The organism is Pseudomonas nitroreducens (assembly GCF_024170165.1).
GTDB lineage: Bacteria > Pseudomonadota > Gammaproteobacteria > Pseudomonadales > Pseudomonadaceae > Pseudomonas > Pseudomonas nitroreducens_C.
In genome coordinates this window covers 107,553-125,180 of the sequence record NZ_JALJXP010000008.1, presented here as the reverse complement: position 1 = coordinate 125,180, position 17,628 = coordinate 107,553, and the positions used below count along the sequence as shown (strand labels likewise).

Annotated in this window: 16 protein-coding genes and 1 pseudogene; 12 read left to right on the top strand and 5 right to left on the bottom strand. The window is 66.7% G+C overall.

Features of this window, described 5'->3' with window-relative positions; translation table 11 throughout:
- Window positions 1-12: 12 nt before the first annotated feature.
- From J2T47_RS17450 to J2T47_RS17430, 5 genes are all read left to right on the top strand, one after another.
- On the top strand, window positions 13-495 hold the full coding sequence (locus tag J2T47_RS17450) for a hypothetical protein (RefSeq protein ID WP_253449318.1): 483 nt from the start codon (window positions 13-15) through the stop codon (window positions 493-495).
- Between the two features lie 104 nt (window positions 496-599).
- A complete protein-coding gene (locus J2T47_RS17445; protein WP_253449315.1) occupies window positions 600-3,005 on the top strand; it encodes a heavy metal translocating P-type ATPase in 2,406 nt (801 codons plus the stop codon).
- A 51-nt stretch (window positions 3,006-3,056) separates the two neighbouring features.
- The gene (cueR, locus tag J2T47_RS17440; RefSeq protein WP_253449312.1) at window positions 3,057-3,458 is read left to right on the top strand and encodes a Cu(I)-responsive transcriptional regulator; all 402 of its coding nucleotides are present in this window, start codon (window positions 3,057-3,059) and stop codon (window positions 3,456-3,458) included.
- A gap of 92 nt (window positions 3,459-3,550) precedes the next feature.
- On the top strand, window positions 3,551-3,805 hold the full coding sequence (locus J2T47_RS17435; RefSeq protein ID WP_253449309.1) for a type II toxin-antitoxin system HicA family toxin: 255 nt from the start codon (window positions 3,551-3,553) through the stop codon (window positions 3,803-3,805).
- Complete coding sequence (locus tag J2T47_RS17430) at window positions 3,802-4,128, top strand: type II toxin-antitoxin system HicB family antitoxin (RefSeq protein ID WP_253449306.1); 327 nt, start codon at window positions 3,802-3,804, stop codon at window positions 4,126-4,128. The genes J2T47_RS17435 and J2T47_RS17430 overlap by 4 nt, the downstream gene beginning before the upstream one ends.
- A 52-nt stretch (window positions 4,129-4,180) precedes the next feature.
- On the opposite strand, the pseudogene J2T47_RS17425 reads toward J2T47_RS17430, so the two are convergent.
- The 5 genes and pseudogenes from J2T47_RS17425 to J2T47_RS17405 all read right to left on the bottom strand — a co-directional run.
- Window positions 4,181-5,066 (bottom strand): annotated as a pseudogene (locus J2T47_RS17425) (EamA family transporter); the annotation flags it as partial.
- A 211-nt stretch (window positions 5,067-5,277) separates the two neighbouring features.
- Window positions 5,278-5,829 (bottom strand): nucleotidyltransferase family protein, encoded by a 552-nt coding sequence (locus J2T47_RS17420; protein WP_253449303.1) that lies wholly within the window; start codon window positions 5,827-5,829, stop codon window positions 5,278-5,280.
- A 5-nt stretch (window positions 5,830-5,834) separates the two neighbouring features.
- On the bottom strand, window positions 5,835-6,731 hold the full coding sequence (locus J2T47_RS17415) for a PA4780 family RIO1-like protein kinase (RefSeq protein WP_253449300.1): 897 nt from the start codon (window positions 6,729-6,731) through the stop codon (window positions 5,835-5,837).
- A 72-nt stretch (window positions 6,732-6,803) separates the two neighbouring features.
- Window positions 6,804-7,985 (bottom strand): two-component system response regulator, encoded by a 1,182-nt coding sequence (locus J2T47_RS17410; RefSeq protein ID WP_253449297.1) that lies wholly within the window; start codon window positions 7,983-7,985, stop codon window positions 6,804-6,806.
- Between the two features lie 99 nt (window positions 7,986-8,084).
- On the bottom strand, window positions 8,085-10,436 hold the full coding sequence (locus tag J2T47_RS17405) for an ATP-binding protein (RefSeq protein ID WP_253449294.1): 2,352 nt from the start codon (window positions 10,434-10,436) through the stop codon (window positions 8,085-8,087).
- A 134-nt stretch (window positions 10,437-10,570) separates the two neighbouring features.
- Between J2T47_RS17405 and ada the strand changes: the two genes are divergently transcribed.
- The 7 genes from ada (at window position 10,571) to ggt (ending at window position 17,562) form a co-directional block, all read left to right on the top strand.
- Window positions 10,571-11,632: a bifunctional DNA-binding transcriptional regulator/O6-methylguanine-DNA methyltransferase Ada gene (gene ada, locus J2T47_RS17400; RefSeq protein WP_253449290.1), complete on the top strand. Its 1,062-nt coding sequence runs from the start codon at window positions 10,571-10,573 to the stop codon at window positions 11,630-11,632.
- A 73-nt stretch (window positions 11,633-11,705) separates the two neighbouring features.
- The gene (locus J2T47_RS17395; RefSeq protein ID WP_253449287.1) at window positions 11,706-12,320 is read left to right on the top strand and encodes a phosphatase PAP2 family protein; all 615 of its coding nucleotides are present in this window, start codon (window positions 11,706-11,708) and stop codon (window positions 12,318-12,320) included.
- A gap of 237 nt (window positions 12,321-12,557) precedes the next feature.
- Window positions 12,558-13,466, top strand: a complete 909-nt coding sequence (locus J2T47_RS17390) for a glutamate/aspartate ABC transporter substrate-binding protein (protein WP_065084484.1) — start codon at window positions 12,558-12,560, stop codon at window positions 13,464-13,466.
- Window positions 13,467-13,660: 194 nt separating this feature from the next.
- Window positions 13,661-14,407: an amino acid ABC transporter permease gene (locus tag J2T47_RS17385; RefSeq protein WP_081517282.1), complete on the top strand. Its 747-nt coding sequence runs from the start codon at window positions 13,661-13,663 to the stop codon at window positions 14,405-14,407.
- Window positions 14,404-15,072, top strand: coding sequence for an amino acid ABC transporter permease (locus J2T47_RS17380; protein ID WP_253449284.1), 669 nt, complete (start codon window positions 14,404-14,406; stop codon window positions 15,070-15,072). The genes J2T47_RS17385 and J2T47_RS17380 overlap by 4 nt, the downstream gene beginning before the upstream one ends.
- Window positions 15,069-15,803 (top strand): amino acid ABC transporter ATP-binding protein, encoded by a 735-nt coding sequence (locus J2T47_RS17375; protein WP_253449281.1) that lies wholly within the window; start codon window positions 15,069-15,071, stop codon window positions 15,801-15,803. Before J2T47_RS17380 ends, J2T47_RS17375 begins: the two co-directional genes overlap by 4 nt.
- A gap of 85 nt (window positions 15,804-15,888) precedes the next feature.
- Entirely contained in the window at window positions 15,889-17,562 is a 1,674-nt protein-coding gene (ggt, locus tag J2T47_RS17370; protein ID WP_253449278.1) for a gamma-glutamyltransferase, read from the top strand.
- The last annotated feature ends 66 nt before the right edge of the window (window positions 17,563-17,628 follow it).

The following is a 17,628-nucleotide window of genomic DNA, read 5'->3' as shown; positions in this document are numbered from 1 at the left end:
TCGGAGAACGCCATGCGCCGTTCCCTTTTAATTGCCGCCGGCTTCACTGCCGCCCTGCCCTTCGCCGGCCTGCCTTCGAGCACCTGGGCCGATGGCATGCCCGAGGCCCCCCCGGCGCCGCCCGTCCCCACCTCCCCGGCCACGCCGCCGCCAAGCACGCCCGGTTCATGGCCGGTGCCCGACGCGCAGCCGGTGGCCTATGCGGTGCTGATCGTCAGTCGCGAACGACTGGATACCGGCACCGCCTGCGACATCGACCTGTACGTGCAGGACGAGAAGGTCTCGCGCCTGCAGCCCGAAGGCGAGATCGCCCTCAACCTGCCACCGGGTGAAGTCTCCCTGCGCCTGCAAACCGCCAACTCCGGCCTCTGCCGCAGCGGTATCCAGCCACTGCGTGCCCAGTCCGTGCAGCTGCATGCGGGTGAAGTGCGCAAGTTCCGCATCGCCAACAGCGAAAGCGGGCTGTACCTGATGCCTGTCTCCAGCGGCAGCTGATCCCGCCCGCGGATTTGACCTGCGACAAGCTGGCAGCGAACGAGGGTTGACCTTGCCCTCGTGTCAAGGTTGATGCTATCGGGGAACTTCAGGGAGAAAGCCCCATGAGCAGCGCCAACCCCATCGAACTCGACCTGCCCGTCTCCGGGATGACCTGCGCCAGCTGCGCCGGCCGGGTCGAACGCGCCCTGCGCAAAGTGCCCGGCGTGCAGGACGCCAGCGTCAACCTCGCCAGCGAGCAGGCCCGCGTGCAGCTCGCCGCGCCGTCCAGCGGCGACACCCTGCCGGCGCTGGTCGCCGCCGTCGAACAGGCCGGCTACCAGGTGCCAGCCCATAGCCTGGAACTGAGCATCGAAGGCATGACCTGCGCCAGCTGCGTCGGCCGCGTCGAACGCGCCTTGAACAAGGTTCCCGGCGTGCGCTCGGCCAGAGTCAACCTGGCCAGCGAGCGCGCCCACCTCGAGCTGCTCGGCGCAGTGGACACCGCCACGCTGATCGCGGCCGTCGACAAGGCCGGCTACCAGGCCCGCCCCATCGAACCCGACCAGCCCACCGTGGACCCGGCTGTGGCCCGTCTGGCGCGCGAGCGCTGGTGGCTGGCCGCTGCCATCCTGCTGTCCCTGCCGCTGGTGCTGCCGATGGTCGGCGACTGGTTCGGCCAGCACTGGATGCTCCCAGCCTGGGCGCAATTCCTCCTCGCCACGCCGGTGCAGTTCCTCATCGGCGCGCGCTTCTATGTTTCCGCCTACAAGGCCGTGCGCGCCCGCAGCGGCAACATGGACCTGCTGGTCGGCCTCGGCACCAGCGCCGGCTACGGCCTGAGCCTGTACCTCTGGTACGCCGCCGCGCCAGGGCAGATGCCGCACCTGTACTTCGAAGCCAGCGCGGTGGTCATCACCCTGATCCTGCTCGGCAAGTACCTGGAAAGCCGCGCCAAGCGCCAGACTGCAACGGCCATCCGCGCCCTAGAAGCCCTGCGCCCGGAGCGCGCCACTCGCGTGCGTGACGGCGTCGAGGAAGACGTCGCCATCGCCGAACTGCGCCTGGGCGACGAAGTGCTGGTGCGCCCCGGCGAGCGCTTTCCGGTAGACGGCGAAGTCCTCGCCGGCCAGAGCCACGCCGACGAAGCCCTGATCACCGGCGAAAGCCTGCCGGTGCCCAAGGACGTGGGCGACCCGGTCACCGGCGGCGCCATCAACGGCGAAGGCGTGCTGCGCGTGAAGACCACCGCGCTGGGCGGCGAGACAGTGCTGGCGCGCATCATCCGCCTGGTGGAAGACGCCCAGGCCGCCAAGGCGCCGATCCAGAAGCTGGTGGACAAGGTCAGCAACGTGTTCGTCCCGGTGGTGATCGGCATCGCCCTGCTCACCCTTGTCGGCTGGCTGATCGCCGGCGCCGGCTGGGAACAGGCGCTGATCAACGCCGTCGCCGTACTGGTCATTGCCTGCCCGTGCGCCCTTGGCCTCGCCACTCCGACCGCGATCATGGCCGGCACCGGCGTTGCCGCGAAACACGGCATCCTGATCAAGGACGCCGAAGCCCTCGAGGTTGCCCACGCGGTCACGGCCGTGGCCTTCGACAAGACCGGCACCCTCACCTCCGGCCAGCCGCGCATCACCAACCTCGCGGCGGACGGCGACGAAGCCGAAGCCCTCGCCCTGGCCGGCGCCCTGCAACGCGGCAGTGAACACCCGCTGGCTCGCGCCGTGCTCGACGCCTGCGCCGAACGCGACCTGAACCCTGCTGCCGCCGAGGCGACTCAAGCCCTGACCGGCCGCGGCATCCAGGGCCGCATCGGTGGTCGCCTGCTGGCACTGGGCAACCGCCGCATGCTCGACGAAGCCCAGCTGCAGCCGGGTGCTCTCACTGAATCGGCGCAGCGTTGGGAAGCCGATGGCCGCACCCTGTCCTGGCTGATCGAACGCGAACCGCAGGCCCGGGTGATCGCCCTGTTCGCCTTCGGCGACAGCCTCAAGGAAGGCGCGAAAACCGCCATCGACGCCCTGCGGGACCGCGGCATCGCCAGCCATCTGATCACCGGCGACAACCGTGGCAGCGCCAAGGTCGTGGCCGACGCCCTCGGTCTGGACGATGTGCACGCCGAGGTACTGCCCGGCGACAAGGCCGCCGTGGTCGGCGCGCTACGCCAGCAAGGCAAGGTGGTGGCGATGGTCGGTGACGGCATCAACGACGCCCCGGCGCTGGCCGCAGCAGATGTGGGCATCGCCATGGGCGGCGGCACCGACGTGGCCATGCACGCCGCCGGCATCACTCTGATGCGTGGCGACCCACGGCTGGTTCCGGCAGCGCTGGACATCTCCCGGCGCACCTACGCGAAGATCCGCCAGAACCTGTTCTGGGCCTTCATCTACAACCTGGTGGGCATCCCACTGGCCGCCTTCGGCCTGCTCAACCCCATGGTCGCCGGCGCGGCGATGGCCGCCTCCAGCGTCAGCGTGGTGAGCAACGCCCTGCTGCTCAAGCGCTGGAAACCCCAGGACCACCAATAAGCCCCGCGCCCGCGCTGACGTAGCGCGGGCGTTCGCTCAGGAGAGATCGGCATGAACATCGGCGAAGCGGCGAAGAAGAGCGGCCTGACCGCGAAGATGATCCGCTACTACGAATCCACCGGCCTGCTCGCCCCCGCCGGCCGCAGCGCCAGCGGTTACCGCCACTACAGCGAGCAGGACCTGCACACCCTGGCGTTCATCCGCCGCTCGCGGGATTTCGGCTTCTCCCTGGAGGAAGTCGGCCAGCTGCTCACCCTCTGGCAGGACCGCGGCCGCGCCAGCGCCGACGTGAAGGCCCTGGCCGCCCGGCACATCGACGAACTCAACCGCAAGATCGCCGAACTCAGCAGCCTGCGCGACACCCTGCAGGAACTGAGCGACCACTGCCAGGGCGACCACCGGCCGGACTGTCCGATCCTCAGGGACCTGGAGTCGGGGAAGGGCTGTCACTGAGGACTCTTCACGCGGCCCTTGGCGAGATGTCCGACAGCTGGCTCACGGCATCTATTGGTAGCATAATCTGATACCAATCACCGGAGCACAGGATGAATGCTCGGCATCGACGGACGCTGGAGCTGATCTTCACCCTCCCCGTCCCGGCTTCACTGGAATGGCTTCGCATCGAATCGCTGCTGATCGCACTCGGTGCGCAGGTGATAGAGGGCAACGGCTCACGGGTGCGCTTCGAGCTGAACGGCATAGTCGCCACCTTCCATCGCCCGCACCCGGCCAAGGAGGCCAAGCCCTACCAGGTGCGTGACACGCGAGCGTTGCTCGAACAGGCAGGAATCCACCCATGACCCCTATGAAATACCTAGGCTACGCCGCACGGATCGAGTACAGCGACGATGACCGGCTGTTCATTGGTCATATCGCCGGTATCCGCGATGTCATCGGTTTCCATGGCGAATCGGTCAGCGAGTTACGCGGGGCGTTCGAAGAAGCAGTGGATGACTACCTGGCGACCTGCGCAAGACTCGGTCGCGAGCCGCAGCGGCCCTTCTCCGGCAAGCTCAGCCTGCGTCTCGACCCGCAATTGCATGCGCAGGTGGCGATCAAGGCGGAGCTGAGCAACCAGAGCATCAACCAGTGGGTAGTGGAACGCCTCGGCGAGGCAGTCTGACTACCTGATCGTAGGGCGGATAACGGCGGATAAAGCGTCCCGCTTTATGCGCCCTACGCGCTGGCCACCGCGCGGCGGCGCCACAGCGAAGCCGGCAGCACGGTTACCGCCAGGCCAACGAACACCAGCACGCAGGCCATCCAGTCCTGGGTGGTGAGGTCTTCACCGAGGAACAGCCAGCCCGACAGCAGACCCGACACCGGCACGGCCAGAGCGAAGGGCGTGACCTGGCTGGCCGGGTAGCGGCGCAGCAGGAAGCTCCACAGGCCGAAGCCGACGGTGGTGGCGAGGAAGGCGATGTAGAGCAGCGCGCCTGCGCCGGTCCAGTTGATGTTCAGCACGGCGTGCTCGATGGCTTCCTGGCCTTCGAAGATCCACGACAGAACCAGCAGCGGCAGCGGCGGGATCAGGCTGACCCAGCTGATCAGACGCAGCATGTCGCTGGCGCCGGAGCGTTTGGTGGCGATGTTGGAGAAGGACCAGGCCAGGGCCGCGGCAATCACCAGCAGGAAGGCCACCAGGCTGTCGCCCATGGGCCGTTCCAGGCCGATCAGCAGCAGGCCACCGGCGGCCAGCGCCAGGCCGATCAGTGCGCGCGGGCTGGGGCGCTCGCCGAGGAAGGCGGCGGCGATCAGCACGGTGAAGAACACCTGGCTCTGCAGCACCAGCGAGGACAGGCCGGCAGGCATGCCGATGTGCATGCCGACGAAGAGCAAGCCGAATTTGACCACGCCCAGCAGTACGCCGATCTGCACGATGCGCCAGAACGGCGCCGGCAGCGGGCCGCGCAGGAAGATCAGCGGCAGCGCCGCCAGGGCGAAGCGCAGGGCGCAGAACAGCAGCGGCGGAAAGTCGTGCAGGCCAACCTTGATCACGACGAAGTTGACGCCCCAGATCAGGGTGACCAACAGGGCAAGGAGAACGTGGCGGAGGGGCATGGCAGAGCGCTCGCGGTGGGATGCAGCAAAACTAACAGCCCACGCCTGAAATGTATGGATACAGTTGTGGGCTTACAGTTTTTTCGCAGGACCGTGCGGGAATCCAGACAAGCAGCGCCCAGGCCAAAGAAGGAACCGTACGTAGGATGGCGTGGAGCGCAGCGATACCCATCCTACGCAGAGCAGGCCGGGGATATCCGCGAGCAGGTTTTTACAGGGATTCGATGCGCAGCTTCGGCCAGCGCGCCGGCCAGTTCTTGGCGGCGATGCGCTCGCGGTAGAGGTGCGGCTTGCTGCGGAAGTGCTCGGTGGGGCGGACGCGCAACCCCCAGATGTCCTCGATGCCCAGCGGCGCCAGCAGCTCCAGGGAATCCCCCCGCAGGCGCAGCGCTACCGCCGTGCAGACCTCCGGCCAGCGGCACATCGCATCGGCGCAATCCCTGTAGGGCGCATCGCCATTGCGCAGGTGCATCCGCGCCTGATTGCGCACCGACCAGGGAACCTCCGGACAGACGTCCAGCAGCCGGCTCTCCCAGGCGTAGTCCGCCTCGGGCTCCAGGTTGTCGGTCGCGAAATACAACACGTCGATATCGCTGAGCGGCGTGGGTTCGCCATAGCCATGCAAGGCGTCCCACACCGCGTTGCGCACGAAACCGGCGGCGATCCAGGCGCCTTCCGGGCCATGGTCGCGCACTACGCGCAGCAGGTGCAGGCGTTCGGCTTGCCCGGCGATCAGGGCGAGCAGCTCAGGCTCGCCGGGCAATGGGCTCAGGCCTGCTCCCACGGTGGGGGCGGCGGCTCGTCGCGTTGCTGCGGGGCATCCTGGGCGGCGCGGCCGGCTTCGCGGCGCTCCTGCTCGCGCATGGCCTCGGCAATTTCACGCAGCACCGAATCCACGTCCGCCTCGTCTTCCGGATCATCGAAGTGCCCGGTCAGTGGGGTGTCCGGCTGCAACTTGCCGTCCTCGTAGAGGGCCCACATTTCCTTGGCGTAGTGGGTGTAGCGCAGCTCCGGGGCGAAGCGGCCGAAGTAGGCGGCCATGTTACCCACGTCGCGCTCGAGCATACGGAAGGCGTGGTTGTTGCCGGCGGCGTCCACAGCCTGCGGCAGGTCGATGATCACCGGGCCGTCCGGGCCGACCAGCACGTTGAATTCCGACAGGTCGCCATGCACGAGGCCCGCACAGAGCATCATGACGATCTGGCGGATGAGGAATTCGTGGAAGTCGCGGGCCAGCTCGGGTTCCATCACCACATCGTTCAGGCGCGGTGCGGCGTCGCCCTCTTCGTCGGCGACCATCTCCATCAGCAGCACGCCATCGAGGAAATCGTACGGCTTGGGGACGCGTACACCGGCGTTGGCCAGGCGGAACAGCGCGGCCACCTCGGCGTTCTGCCAGGCATCTTCCTGTTCCTTACGGCCGTACTTGGTGCCCTTGGCCATGGCGCGGGCCTGGCGGCTGTTACGCACCTTGCGGCCTTCCTGGTATTCGGCGGCCTGGCGGAAGCTGCGTTTGTTGGCTTCCTTGTAGACCTTGGCGCAGCGCAGTTCGGCGCCGCAGCGCACCACGTAGACCGCTGCTTCCTTGCCGCTCATCAGCGGGCGCAATACTTCATCGATCAGGCCGTCTTCGATCAACGGCTCCAGGCGTTTCGGGGTTTTCATCAGGCTTCCTGGCGTACCTCTCTGGGGCGCTGCGCTCCTTATACGGCAATCCTCGACAACCGCCCAGCGCGATCAGGGTTCCGGCGGCGTCAGCTCGATGCTTTCCACCACCGCGTCTTCCAGCCGCTGCAGCTCCAGCCCCAGCGCCTCGTCACTGTCGGCGTAGCGCTGGGCGATATTGGCGAAGCCTTCGGCGACCTCGCCGAAAGCCTCGGCCACGCGCGGGTCGAACAGGCTGCCGGCGCCGGCCTTGATGCGTTCGGCGGCTTCGTCCGGAGTCAGCGAAGTGCGGTAGGCATGGCGGCAGGTGAGTTCGTCATAGCAGTCGATCAGCGAAAGCATCCGCGCGCCCAGGGGAATCTGCTCGCCGGCCAGCCCCTCGGGGAAGCCGCTGCCGTCCCAGTGCTCGTGGTGGCTGTAGGCGATTTCCTTGGCAAAACGCAGAAATTCTGCCGGGGAGCCCAGCTTGCGCTCGGCTGCCGCCAGGGCGTCGCGACCGACAGTGGTATGGCTTTCGAGGATCAGCCGGTCGGCCTCTTCCAACTGACCAGGGCTGTGCAGGATGCGGTCAGGCACGGCGACCTTGCCGATGTCGTGCAGCTGCGCCGAGCGCACCAGCAGCTCGATGTTCTCCACCGACAGCTCGGCGGCGAACTCATTGTGCAGGGACAGCGAACTGCCCAGCAGGCGCATGTAGTGCTCGATGCGCACCAGGTGGTTGCTGTGGGGGTTGTCGCGCAGGTCGCAGAGGGTCGCCATGGCTTCCAGGGTGGCGTCCTGGATGGCCTGCAGCTCGCGGGCGCGGCGGCGCACCTCCAGCTCCAGGTACTCGCTCTTGTCACGGAGGAAGTCGGAGTTGGCCTTGAGGTTCAGGTGCGCGCGGATACGCGCCAGGGTCACCGGCGGGCTGATCGGCTTGGTCAGGTAGTCCACCGCGCCCAGGTCCAGGCCTTTCTGCTCGTCGGCGGCACTGACCATGCCGGTGAGGAAGATCACCGGAATATCGCGGGTCATCGGGTCGGCCTTGAGTTGCCGGCAGACTTCGTAGCCGTCCATCTCCGGCATCATGATGTCGAGCAGCACCAGGTCCGGGCGCGGCTCGCCCTGCATCAGGCGCAGCGCCTTCGGGCCGCTGGAGGCGACGCGCACCTGATAGCGGTCCATGAGCAGCTCGCTCATGAGCATCAGGTTGTCGGGCTGATCGTCCACCACCAGGATCATCTCCTGCTCCGGCCGGTCCAGCATGCTATCCATCGCAACTCCTCGCATCGGTCAGATTCGTGACATGCCATGGGGGATCGGACCACGGCCCTGTCCGCGTGTTCCTGTCACACCCTTCTTGTCGATCGCCCGTCAGATCCGGATGTCGCGCTCCCTCGCGAGATTCACCAGGCTTTCCAGGGCCCGCTCGAACTCGAAACGCCGCACACTCGTGGCAATGCCTTCGTAGCCCTCATTGAAGACGCTGCGCAGCAGGCTTGCACGTTCGCCGAGCAACCGTCCGGCGCGCGGATCGTCCGCCGCCAGCAGGTGCGCCAGGCGCCGGCAGACCTGCTCGACCTCGGCGACGTTGCCATTCTCCAGCAGCGCCGGAGCGGCCGAGGCCGCCGGCAGCAGGGGCACCGGCAGCGGTTCGTGGCTGATGTTCTGCAGGCTCAGGCTGACCGAGTCGTCCACCCGGCCCATGGGCAGCCGGCACCAGAACAGGCTGCCGCGGTTCGGCTCGCTCTCCACCCCGACGCTGCCGCCCATCGCCTCCGCCAGCTTCTTGCAGATCGCCAGGCCCAGGCCGGACCCGCCATACCGGCGGGTGATGGAGCTGTCCGCCTGCTGGAAGGACTCGAACAGACGCTCCTGCTGCGGCTCGGTGATGCCGATACCGGTGTCGCGGAAGGCGAAGTAGAGCTGCAGGCTGTCTTCGTCCTCGTCTTCCAGGCGGACGATCAGCACCACTTCGCCCTGTTCGGTGAATTTCAGCGCGTTGTTGCCGTAGTTCATCAGGATCTGCCGCAGGCGCAGCGAATCGCCCACGACCTGGGCGGGCACCCGTGGGTCGATCTCGCAGCGCACCGCCAGGCCCTTGCTCGCGGCACGGATGTTGAACAGGTCGAACAGCTCGCCGAGCAGGCGCTCCAGGTCGAAGCCGATGTGCTCGAACTCCAGCTTGCCGGCCTCCACCCGGGACAGGTCGAGGATGTCGCTGATCAGCTCCAGCAGGTACTGGCCCGACCCCTGGATCTTGCCCAGGTAGTCCACCTGTTGCGGGTCCAGGGTGGTTTCCTGGAGCAGGTGGGCCAGGCCGATGATGATGTTCAGCGGCGTGCGGATCTCGTGGCTCATGTTGGCCAGGAAGTCGCTCTTGAGTTGCGCGGCCTCTTCGGCCAGGTCGCGGGCCTCGGCCAGCGCCAGCTCGGTGGACTTGCGCGCGGTGACGTCGCGGCTGACGCCCACCAGACCGAGCAACCGCCCCTGGTCGTCGTGGAAGGCGCTGCGCAGGGTATCGAAGAGCACCCGCCGGCCATCGGGATAGACCACCCAGCCCTCGCTGGCGTAAGGCTCGCGCTCAGTCAGCGCCTGGCGGTCGCGCTCCTGGCGTCCGGCGCCGGCGGCGCGGCTGAACAGCTGCTGGTCACTGCAGCCGACTATGTCCTCCGGCGCGCGCCCCAGGCAGTCGGCGAACGCCTGGTTGACCCCCAGGTAGCAGCCCTGGGTGTCCTTGAACCAGATCGGGTCGGGGATCGAGTTGATCAGCGCCAGCAGGGTACTGCGCTGGCGCCGCTCCTCCGCCTCGGCGCGGGCGCGCTCGGCCACCTGGATCGACAACCGGCGGTTCCACACCAGTACGAAGGTCAGCAATGCGAGGAAACCCACCACCCACGGCCAGGCGATCTGCAGCAGGTTCATCCAGTCGAAGACATCCAGCGACGGCAGCCAGCGAGCCTGGATCGCCTCCTGCTCGTTGCGGGTGATGTTGCCCAGCGCACGGTCCAGCAGCGGTACCAGCGGCTCCAGCGCCTTGCGCGTGGCGAAACGCACCTGGCTGTTGCCCAGCCCGCTGTCGCCGCGCACCTCCATGTTGGACAGGCTGAGCTGCTCGATCAGGAAGGTGGTGGCGATAAGGTTGCCGACATAGGCATCGGCGCGCCCGGTGGAGACCGCCTTGAGCGCGCTGGGGGAATCCTCCACCAGCACGAAGTCGATCCCCGGTACCGCCTTGCTCAGCAACTCATGGACGGCATAGCCCTGCTCCACCGCCACGCGTCGTCCGGACAGATCGTCCAGCGTGCGGATGGTGCTGTCGCGCCGGGCGAAGATCAGGCTGCTGGTGGTGACGTAGGGCTGGGTGAAGCTCAGGAAGCGCTGGCGCTCGTCGGTGGCGGCCATGGACGGCAGCAGGTCCACCTCGCCGGCCTTCACCGCCGCCAGCACTTCCTCCCAGGTGTTATAGAGCACTGGCTGGACCTTCATGCCCAGACGCTCGGACAGCAGTTGCAGGTAGTCAGCGCTGATGCCGTGGAACTGGTCGAACTCGTCGATCACCTCGAACGGCGGCCAGCCGGCACGGAACAGGCCGACGCGGATCGGCTCGTGGGCCGCGATGAAAGCTCGCTCCTTCTCGCTCAGCTCCAGGCTCGCGGCACGGGATTGGGCGCACAGCGCGAGCAGCAGCAGAAAGCAGCACAGGCAGAATCGGCGCAAGGGCATGGGGTCTTCTTCAGGGAATACCCAGCAAGCGTAGTCCCTGCCGCCGCGCTTCGAGTTTGAAAACGCGATGCGGATTGCTGCCCTGCCTGCCGGGACGGACAATCGCCCCAACAGCCATTGCCCGGAGAGCGGCCATGACGACCACCCGACTTGACCCCGAGCGCTGCTGGCAGGCGGTCTGCGAGCGCGATGAGCGCTACGAGGGGCGATTCGTTTTCAGCGTGCGTTCCACGGGCGTCTACTGCCGGCCGAACTGCCCGGCACGCCGGCCATCCAGGGAAAACGTGGCCTTCCACGCCGCCCCCGAAGCGGCCGAAGCCGCCGGCTTCCGTCCGTGCAAGCGCTGCTCGCCACGCGGCCCGAGCCCCCGTGAGCAGCTCGATGCTCTGGTCGCTGCGGCCTGCGGGCTGCTCGACAGGGCCGAAAAGCCGCTGACTCTGGACGAGCTGTCCAGCCGCATCGGCCTGTCTGCCTCGCATCTGGCCCGCGCTTTCAAGGCTCGCACCGGCCTCACCCCGAGAGCCTGGGCAGAATCCCGCCGCGAGCAGCGCCTGGCCGCGGTCCTGCCACAAGCGCGCTCGGTGCTCGATGCTGCACTTGAGGCCGGCTACTCCGGCACCCGCGCCCTTTATGAAAGCGCCACGCCGCTGAGCCCCGCGCAACGCCGGCAGAAAGGCGCCGGCGAGCGTCTGCGCTATGCCATCGCACCCTGTCCGCTCGGGCTGGTGCTGCTGGCGGCTACCGACAAGGGCGTGTGCGCCCTGCTCTTCGCCGATGAGGCCGGCGAACTGGAGCGCCAGCTCGCCGAGCGCTTCACTGCCGCCGAACGCCACCGCGACGACGCCGGACTGGGCGACTGGTTGCGCGAGGTGATTACCCAGCTGGAGGAACCCGAGCAGGCCGCACACCTGCCGCTGGACCTCCACGGCAGCGCCTTCCAGCTGCGCGTCTGGCGCGCCCTCACGCGCATTCCCAGCGGCGAGACGCGACGCTACGGCGAGCTGGCCGAGGAGCTGGGCACCCACCCGCGCGCCATCGCCCGCGCCTGCGCCAGCAACAACGTCGGCCTGCTGGTGCCCTGTCACCGGGTGGTTGGCGGCAGCGGCGAGGGCGGCTACCGCTGGGGCCTGCCGCGCAAGCGCGAGCTGCTGCGCAGCGAGGAACAGGCCGTCGGTCAGCGTGCCGAGGTGGATTGAACCCGGTCACGCACGGCACGCGGAGGCGCCGTGCTATGTTGGCGGACCGTCTCCCCGCCCCTGTCGAAGCAGCATGAACTTCTGGCCCCTGATCACCCGCCTCGGCGACAGCTCCCTGCTCGCGCCCGCTGCCGTGTTCATCCTTGTATGGCTGCTGTATCGCCGCGAAACCGCCAAGGCCGGGCTATGGGTGCTGCTGTTCGGTTTCTCGACCGCGCTGGTGGTAGCTTCGAAGCTGGCCTTCATGGGCTGGGGAATCGGGATTCCGAACCTGAACTTCACCGGCATCTCAGGCCACAGCATGATGGCCGGCGCGGTGCTGCCGACCCTCGCTGCGCAGCTGTTCAGTTCCCGGCGCGCCGGCCTCGTCGCCGCAGCCGTGGCCGCACTGGTGGCGGTGCTGGTCGGCCTGTCGCGGCTGGCGATCCACGTGCACTCACCGGCCGAGGTCTACGCCGGCCTGGCGCTGGGCCTGGGCACCAGCGCGGCCTTCCTCGGCGGCACGCGCATCCGCCTGCCGCCCCTCAACCCGGCGCTGCTGGTGTTGGTTCTGGCTTTGGGCATGGCGCAGACAGTCACCGGCGTACGCGCGCCAACCCACCAGTTGCTGGAGCGCATCGCCGCCCACCTGGCCGACCGCGACCAGCCGTTCCAGCGTGGCCAGTGGGCCGGCCAGCCGGACGCCTGAGCCCAGTCTTCGTTCGGATATCCGAACGCCAATAACGTGAAAATCCGAAAAGCCGAACATCGCGCGGCCGCCTGGCGCGTAGAACCATTCAAATAATCGTTTAAATTCAACAAGTTAATAAAAACTGAACGCTTTGGCACGGAGCCTGCTCTACACCTCTGGAACATGCGACCGGCCTGGAGTGAGCCTCGCCGGCGCAGGACTGAATAACAAACACAACCAGTCGAGGTAGTCTCCATGCGTTTCGCACCCCGTGCGTTGGGCGTCGCCATTGTCGCGGCCCTGCTCGCCACTCCCGTCGTCGCCGAAGAACTCACCGGTACCCTGAAGAAGATCAAGGACTCCGGCACCATCGTCCTCGGCCACCGTGACGCCTCCATCCCCTTCTCCTACCTCGGCAGCGATCCCCGCCAGCCGGAAGGTTATTCCCACGACCTGCAGATCAAGGTCGTCGAAGCCCTGAAGAAAGAGCTGAACGCTCCCGACCTGAAGGTGCGCTACAACCTGGTGACCTCCCAGACCCGTATCCCGCTGGTGCAGAACGGCACCGTGGACATCGAGTGCGGCTCCACCACCAACAACCTCGAGCGCCAGAAGCAGGTCGACTTCTCCGTCGGCATCTTCGAGGTCGGCACCCGCCTGCTGACCAAGACCAGCTCGGGCATCAACGACTTCCCGGACCTCAAGGGCAAGAACGTGGTGACCACCGCCGGCACCACCTCCGAGCGCCTGCTCAAGCAGATGAACGCCGACCAGAAGATGGGCATGAACATCATCTCGGCCAAGGACCATGGCGAGTCCTTCCTGATGCTCGAATCCGGCCGCGCCGTGGCCTTCATGATGGACGACGCGCTGCTCTACGGCGAAATGGCCAAGGCCAAGAAGCCCGACGACTGGCACGTGGTCGGCAAGCCGCAGTCCTACGAGATCTACGCGTGCATGGTTCGCAAGGGCGACGCACCGTTCAAGAAGGTGGTCGACAAGGCCATCTCCGACACCTTCGCCTCGGGTGAAGTGAACAAGATCTACGACAAGTGGTTCATGCAGCCCATCCCGCCGAAGAACCTGAACCTCAACTTCCCGATGAGTGATGAGCTCAAGAAGCTGATCGCCAATCCGACCGACAAGTCTGCCGAGCAGATGTAACGGTCGCGCGCGGCTGCGCCCACAAGGCGTAGCCACGCGGGGGCTCGGGAGCGCACGCCAGCGCTCCCGAGCCCACTACTCCTGATGACGATGCCGGAACGCCCGCTACCCGCGGGTGGCGGGCGGCCTTGCGCCCGCGTCCGGCCCCGTACCGCAACAAGCCACCGTGCAAAGCTATCGAGGGGAAACCCGTCATGGATTACAACTGGGACTGGGGCGTGTTCTTCAAGTCCACCGGGATTGGCGACGAACGCTACCTGGACTGGTACATCACCGGCCTGGGCTGGACCATCGCCGTCTCGCTCGCGGCCTGGGTCATCGCCCTGGCGCTCGGCTCGCTGCTGGGCGTGATGCGCACCCTGCCCAACCGCTGGTTGTCGGGCATCGCCACGGCCTACGTGGAGCTGTTCCGCAACGTGCCGCTGCTGGTGCAACTGTTCCTCTGGTACTTCTTCGTACCGGACTACCTGCCGCAGCCGATCCAGGACTGGTTCAAGCTGGGCATCGCCCCGGAAACCTCGGCCTTCATCAGCGTTGTCGTGTGCCTGGGCCTGTTCACCGCCGCGCGGGTCTGCGAGCAGGTGCGCACCGGCATCCAGGCGCTGCCCAAGGGCCAGCTCGCCGCCGCCAGCGCCGTGGGCTTCCGCCTGCCGTCGATCTACCGCCACGTGCTGCTGCCGCAGGCCTTCCGCATCATCATTCCGCCGCTGACCTCGGAATTCCTCAACGTCTTCAAGAACTCCTCGGTGGCCTCGCTGATCGGCCTCATGGAGCTGCTGGCGCAGACCAAGCAGACCGCCGAATTCAGCGCCAACCTGTTCGAGGCCTTCACCCTGGCCACGGCGATCTACTTCACCCTGAACATGAGCCTGATGCTGATCATGCGCTTCGTCGAGCGCAAGGTCGCGGTGCCCGGCCTGATCTCCGTGGGAGGTAAATGATGGACTTCAGTCAGATCGTCCCCGCCCTCCCCGGCCTCTGGGAAGGCATGCTCACCACCCTGCAGCTGATGGTGCTGGGCGTGCTGGGCGGCGTGGTGCTGGGCACCATCCTCGCGCTGATGCGACTGTCGAGCAGCAAGCTGCTGGCGAACATCGCCGGCTTCTACGTGAACTACTTCCGTTCGATCCCGCTGCTGCTGGTGATCACCTGGTTCTACTTCGCGGTGCCGTTCATCCTGCGCTGGATCACCGGCCAGGACACTCCCGTGGGCGCGTTCACCTCGTGCCTGGTGGCCTTCATGATGTTCGAGGCGGCGTACTACTGCGAGATCGTCCGCGCCGGCATCCAGGCCATCCCCAAGGGGCAGATCGGCGCGTCCTACGCGCTGGGCATGACCTACGGCCAGTCCATGCGCCTGATCATCCTGCCCCAGGCATTCCGCAAGATGACCCCGCTGCTGCTGCAGCAGAGCATCATCCTGTTCCAGGACACCTCGCTGGTCTACAGCGTCGGCCTGATGGACTTCCTCAACGCCGCCCGCTCCCGTGGCGACATCATCGGCCAGCCCCATGAGTTCCTGATCTTCGCCGGACTCGTCTACTTCGTCATCAGCTTCGCCGCGTCCTTCGGTGTGAAGCGCCTGCAGAAAAGGTTAACCGTATGATCTCCATCGATAACGTCAGCAAGTGGTACGGCGACTTCCAGGTGCTCACCGACTGCAATACCAAGGTCGCCAAGGGTGAAGTGGTGGTGGTCTGCGGGCCGTCCGGCTCGGGCAAGTCGACCCTGATCAAGTGCGTCAACGCGCTGGAACCCTTCCAGAAGGGCGACATCACCGTCGACGGCACCTCCATCGCCAACCCGAAGACCGACCTGCCGAAACTGCGCTCGCGGGTCGGCATGGTGTTCCAGCACTTCGAGCTGTTCCCGCACCTGACCATCACCGAGAACCTCACCATCGCCCAGCGCAAGGTGCTCGGGCGGAGCAAGGAAGAGGCGCTGGACAAGGGCATGAAGCTGCTCGACCGCGTCGGCCTCAAGGCCCATGCGCACAAGCACCCCGGCCAGCTTTCCGGCGGCCAGCAGCAGCGCGTGGCAATCGCCCGCGCCCTGGCCATGGACCCGATCGTCATGCTGTTCGACGAACCGACCTCGGCGCTCGACCCGGAGATGGTCAACGAGGTGCTCGACGTGATGGTCCAGCTCGCCCACGAAGGCATGACCATGATGTGCGTGACCCACGAGATGGGCTTTGCGCGCAAGGTCGCCGACCGGGTGATCTTCATGGACCGCGGGCAGATCGTCGAGGACTGCCCGAAGGAGGAATTCTTCGGCGACCTGCAGAACCGCGCCGAGCGTACCCAACAGTTCCTCGCCAAGATCCTGCCGCACTGAGCCGCCCGCTCTGATTCACCCGAACGCCCCGGCTCGCCGGGGCTTTCAACCTCACCGCAAGCACAAGAATAAATAAGGAAGTTCCATGCGCGTGTTCCACTTCAGCAAACTGCCCCTGGGCGTCGCGATCCTCGCGGCGAGTACCTCGGTGTTCGCCGTCACCCTCGACGGCGGCGCGGTCGCCTCCCCTGACCAGTACGGCGCGAAAGTCGCCGCCGAGATCCTCAAGAAAGGCGGCAACGCCGTCGACGCCGCGGTTGCCACCGCCTTCACCCTCGCGGTCACCTACCCCGAAGCCGGCAACATCGGCGGCGGCGGTTTCATGACCCTGTACGTCGACGGCAAACCGTACTTCCTCGACTACCGCGAGATCGCCCCGAAGGCGGCGACCAGGACCATGTACCTGAACGACAAGGGCGAGGTCATCGAGAACCTCAGCCTGGTCGGCGCCAAGGCCGCCGGCGTGCCGGGTACCGTGATGGGCCTGTGGGAAGCGCACAAGCGCTTCGGCAAGCTGAAGTGGAGCGAACTGCTGACCCCGGCCATCGGTTACGCGCAGAGCGGCTTCAAGGTCGCCGACCAGCAGTACCAGTACCGTCAGGACGCCATCGCGCTGTTCAACGGCAAGACCAATTTCGGCGACTACTTCGGCACCATGAAGCCGGGCGAGACCTTCAAGCAGCCGGAACTGGCCAAGACCCTGGAGCGCATCGCCGACAAGGGCCCGGACGACTTCTACAAGGGCGAGACCGCCAAGCTGCTGGTCGCGCAGATGAAGCAGGACGGTGGCCTGGTCACCGCCGACGACCTCAGCACCTACGAAGCCAAGTGGCGCGAGCCGATGCGCGTCGACTGGCAGGGCAACACCCTCTACACCGCGCCGCTGCCCAGCTCCGGCGGCATCGCCCTGGCCCAGCTGATCGGCATCAAGGAACAGCGCGCCGCGGACTTCAAGGGCCTCGAGCTGAACTCCGCCAAGTACATCCACCTGCTCGCGGAAATCGAGAAGCGCGTGTTCGCCGACCGCGCCGACTACCTGGGCGACCCGCAGTTCTCCAAGGTGCCGGTGGCCCAGCTGACCGATGCAAAATACATTGCCAAGCGCGCCAAGGAAGTGAACCCGGACGCCATCTCGGCCACCGAGAAAGTCCGCCCCGGTCTTGAGCCGCACCAGACCACGCACTTCTCCATCGTCGACAAGGACGGCAACGCCGTCAGCAACACCTACACCCTCAACTGGGACTTCGGCAGCGGCGTGGTGGTCAAGGGCGCCGGCTTCCTGCTCAACGACGAGATGGACGACTTCAGCTCCAAGCCCGGCGTGGCCAACGCCTTCGGCGTTGTGGGCAGCGACGCCAACGCCATTGAGCCGGGCAAACGCATGCTCTCGTCCATGAGCCCGAGCATCGTCACCCGCGACGGCCACGTCAGCCTGGTGCTAGGCACCCCCGGCGGCTCGCGGATCTTCACCTCGATCTTCCAGGTGCTGAACAACGTCTACGACTTCCACCTGCCCCTGGAGAAGGCAGTCGCCGCGCAGCGCGTGCATCACCAGCTGCTGCCCAAGGACACCATCTACTACGACGCTTACGCGCCGCTCACCGGCAAGGTTGCCGACGAGCTCAAAGCCATGGGCTACACCCTGGAAGACCAGGGTTGGAACATGGGTGACATCCAGGCCATCCGTGTCAACGGCAAGGCCCTGGAAACCGCCTCCGATCCGCGCGGCCGCGGCGTCGGCATGGTGGTCAAACCCTAACCCCTGGCAGACGCACCGTGTGGTATCCGAGCCAGTCCATCGCCGCCCCCCGGCGTTGGGCTGGTT

Excerpts from the sequence above, each read along its gene's own strand:
- J2T47_RS17450 (WP_253449318.1), top strand. The coding sequence starts at position 13 with ATGCGCCGTTCCCTTTTAATTGCCGCCGGCTTCACTGCCGCCCTGCCC.
- J2T47_RS17445 (WP_253449315.1), top strand. The coding sequence starts at position 600 with ATGAGCAGCGCCAACCCCATCGAACTCGACCTGCCCGTCTCCGGGATG.
- cueR (WP_253449312.1), top strand. The coding sequence starts at position 3,057 with ATGAACATCGGCGAAGCGGCGAAGAAGAGCGGCCTGACCGCGAAGATG.
- J2T47_RS17435 (WP_253449309.1), top strand. The coding sequence starts at position 3,551 with ATGAATGCTCGGCATCGACGGACGCTGGAGCTGATCTTCACCCTCCCC.
- J2T47_RS17430 (WP_253449306.1), top strand. The coding sequence starts at position 3,802 with ATGACCCCTATGAAATACCTAGGCTACGCCGCACGGATCGAGTACAGC.
- J2T47_RS17415 (WP_253449300.1), bottom strand. The coding sequence starts at position 6,731 with ATGAAAACCCCGAAACGCCTGGAGCCGTTGATCGAAGACGGCCTGATC.
- J2T47_RS17410 (WP_253449297.1), bottom strand. The coding sequence starts at position 7,985 with ATGGATAGCATGCTGGACCGGCCGGAGCAGGAGATGATCCTGGTGGTG.
- J2T47_RS17405 (WP_253449294.1), bottom strand. The coding sequence starts at position 10,436 with ATGCCCTTGCGCCGATTCTGCCTGTGCTGCTTTCTGCTGCTGCTCGCG.
- ada (WP_253449290.1), top strand. The coding sequence starts at position 10,571 with ATGACGACCACCCGACTTGACCCCGAGCGCTGCTGGCAGGCGGTCTGC.
- J2T47_RS17395 (WP_253449287.1), top strand. The coding sequence starts at position 11,706 with ATGAACTTCTGGCCCCTGATCACCCGCCTCGGCGACAGCTCCCTGCTC.
- J2T47_RS17390 (WP_065084484.1), top strand. The coding sequence starts at position 12,558 with ATGCGTTTCGCACCCCGTGCGTTGGGCGTCGCCATTGTCGCGGCCCTG.
- J2T47_RS17385 (WP_081517282.1), top strand. The coding sequence starts at position 13,661 with ATGGATTACAACTGGGACTGGGGCGTGTTCTTCAAGTCCACCGGGATT.
- J2T47_RS17380 (WP_253449284.1), top strand. The coding sequence starts at position 14,404 with ATGATGGACTTCAGTCAGATCGTCCCCGCCCTCCCCGGCCTCTGGGAA.
- J2T47_RS17375 (WP_253449281.1), top strand. The coding sequence starts at position 15,069 with ATGATCTCCATCGATAACGTCAGCAAGTGGTACGGCGACTTCCAGGTG.
- ggt (WP_253449278.1), top strand. The coding sequence starts at position 15,889 with ATGCGCGTGTTCCACTTCAGCAAACTGCCCCTGGGCGTCGCGATCCTC.